Here is a 2,382-nt window from a genome sequence, read left to right as displayed (position 1 = left end):
GGCGGGGTGCTGCGGTGGAGGCGGGCGAGGAGGGCGCCGGCGGCTTCCCAGGGGGCCTCGTCGGGGGCGGCGGGGTCGACGGGGGTGCCGTAGGGCCAGAAGGTGACGAGGCGGTCGTGCAGGGGTACGGGGGTGGTGGTGAGGGGGGCGAGGAGGGTTTCGGGGAGGTGGGCGGCCGTGCGGAGGCGGGGGGTCAGGTCCGTCAGGGGGGTGCCTGGGGCGTGTGCCTTCGCGACCGTGCCTTCGTGGCGGACGACGGTGGCGTCGGGGCGGTCCGCGAGGGTGGCCGTGGGGCAGGCGCAGGGCGGGGTGCCGGGGTGGGCCCGGGTGCGGAGGCTGAAGGTGAGGGCGGTGAGCAGGGTCATGGGGCCTTCCGTCGCGGACGCCGGCGTACGCGGAGAAAGGTAATGCCGGCGCAGCTCCCCAGCTGCGCCGGCATTGTTGCCGTCCGCCGCACCCCCGTCCCCACGGGGTTTCATGGTCGGGATGTCCCCGCCCGGACCGCTCTTCCGGGCCTGGGGTCGCCGCTCAGCGCCCCAGCATCACGCCCACGGACGACGCCTGTGTGGCCACTGTCTCCCAGCCGCCGAAGACGACGAAGAGCAGGACCGCGAGAGGGAGGACCATCAGCGTCGCCGTCAGAGGGTGACGACGGCCGGGCTCGGGCTCCTCGCGGTACGTGCTCCGCGGTGCCGTGTAAGCCATGGCTCCTCCTTCCCGACATCGGTTGTCGTTGGCAGCGGCGGGTGCCTGACCTCGGGGGACGAGTGCTGCACCCGCCGCTTGACCTCTAACTTAGGCGGGCGGCGGCTTGTGGGCGTCATGCCCTCGTACCGATTGCCGGGCCTCCCGGAGGATGAGCCTCGACCTGCGGTGTACTCCCCTGGGTGGAGACGTGGTCCTAGGTCTCAGGGTCTTCCCGGAGGGGGTGTCCGCTACGGGACGTTTTCTCCGATTCCGCTTCTCGGGGTACCGGCTGCTCGACGAGGGCCAGGACCCTGGTCGCCATGAATCGCGCGGTCCTGACGACCGTCCCGCTGCGCGTGACTTCGCTCACTTCCACCACCCCCCTGCGGACCGCCGTCTCCACCCTGCGGCCCGCCCGGCTGGCCACCACCTCGTACGTCCGCGTCGTGTCACCCGCGTCCACGACTATCTCGACTCGGTCACCCTTCACAGCGCCAATCCCCCTTCTGTGACGGCTGGTTGAGATCCGGACACGGCCGAAATCCGTTGTCGCGCCCGCCTCCTGACCACCCCTCAAGTCTCCCACCCGGCACTGACAATCGATCGGGCCGAGAGGGCGCGGCTCCTGCACACCGGCGGTCGTGGAAACGTAAGCTGTGCCACGTCACACGGACCGGCAGCGGGGATGAACATGGCGATGATGCGCCTGAGGCGCGAGGACCCGCGCGTCGTCGGCTCGTTCAGGCTTCACAGACGGCTCGGCGCGGGCGGGATGGGCGTCGTCTATCTGGGTTCCGACAAGAAGGGCCAGCGTGTCGCCCTCAAGGTGATCCGGCCCGATCTGGCGGAGGACCAGGAGTTCCGGTCGCGGTTCGCGCGTGAGGTGTCGGCGGCGCGGCGGATCAGGGGTGGGTGCACCGCCCGGCTCGTCGCCGCGGATCTCGACGCCGAGCGGCCGTGGTTCGCCACGCAGTACGTTCCCGGGCCCTCGCTGCACGACAAGGTCGCCGACGAGGGGCCGATAGGGGCCGCCGAGCTCGCCTCGATCGGCGCCGCGCTGTCGGAGGGGCTCGTCGCCGTCCACGAGGCCGGGGTCGTCCACCGGGATCTCAAGCCGTCCAACATTCTTCTGTCGCCCAAGGGCCCGAGGATCATCGACTTCGGGATCGCCTGGGCGACCGGTGCGTCCACGCTGACGCATGTCGGGACGGCTGTGGGGTCGCCCGGGTTCCTCGCGCCGGAGCAGGTGCGGGGGGCCGCTGTCACGCCCGCCACGGACGTGTTCTCGCTGGGGGCGACTCTGGCGTACGCCTCCACCGCCGACTCGCCCTTCGGGCACGGGAGTTCGGAGGTGATGCTGTATCGCGTCGTGCACGAGGAACCTCAGTTGCAGGGGGTGCCGGACGCGCTGGCTCCGCTCGTGCGGGCCTGTCTCGCCAAGGATCCCGAGGAACGGCCCAGCACGCTGGAGTTGTCCCTGCGGTTGAAGGAGATCGCCGCGCGGGAGGCTCAGGGGGCTGTGCTGGAGGGGCGGGCGCCGGCGCCGGCGCCTCGGACCGGCGAGGGGGACCGGGGCAGCGGGCGGCTCTCCGAGACCGCGAGTTACACCGAGCGGAGTGTCCGGCAGTCCGGGGTGACTCCGCCGCCTCGGCCGTCCCGGGGTGGGCCGTCCTCCCGGCCGGGGCCCTCCGGGCG

The 2,382-nt window shown here is 72.1% G+C and carries 3 protein-coding genes and 1 pseudogene; 1 reads left to right on the top strand and 3 read right to left on the bottom strand.

The annotated features are described in order from the left end of the window. The 3 genes and pseudogenes from ACVNF4_RS34985 to ACVNF4_RS34975 form a co-directional block, all read right to left on the bottom strand. Positions 1 to 365, bottom strand: a pseudogene (locus tag ACVNF4_RS34985) (aminoglycoside phosphotransferase family protein); the annotation flags it as partial. A gap of 163 nt (positions 366 to 528) precedes the next feature. Beyond that, positions 529 to 705 carry a hypothetical protein gene (locus tag ACVNF4_RS34980; protein WP_461806880.1) on the bottom strand — a complete coding sequence of 59 codons (177 nt, stop codon included), beginning with the start codon at positions 703 to 705 and terminating at the stop codon, positions 529 to 531. Between the two features lie 196 nt (positions 706 to 901). Further along, the gene (locus tag ACVNF4_RS34975; RefSeq protein ID WP_461806879.1) at positions 902 to 1,177 is read right to left on the bottom strand and encodes a hypothetical protein; all 276 of its coding nucleotides are present in this window, start codon (positions 1,175 to 1,177) and stop codon (positions 902 to 904) included. A gap of 195 nt (positions 1,178 to 1,372) precedes the next feature. Here ACVNF4_RS34975 and ACVNF4_RS34970 point away from each other — a divergent pair. Continuing rightward, on the top strand, positions 1,373 to 2,382 hold a 1,010-nt coding region (locus ACVNF4_RS34970; RefSeq protein WP_461806878.1), incomplete at its 3' end, for a serine/threonine-protein kinase.

The sequence above is a fragment of the Streptomyces sp. S6 genome (assembly GCF_054880855.1).
The sequence above is the reverse complement of the archived record's forward strand: the minus strand, read 5'-3'. Positions and strand labels throughout refer to the sequence as shown.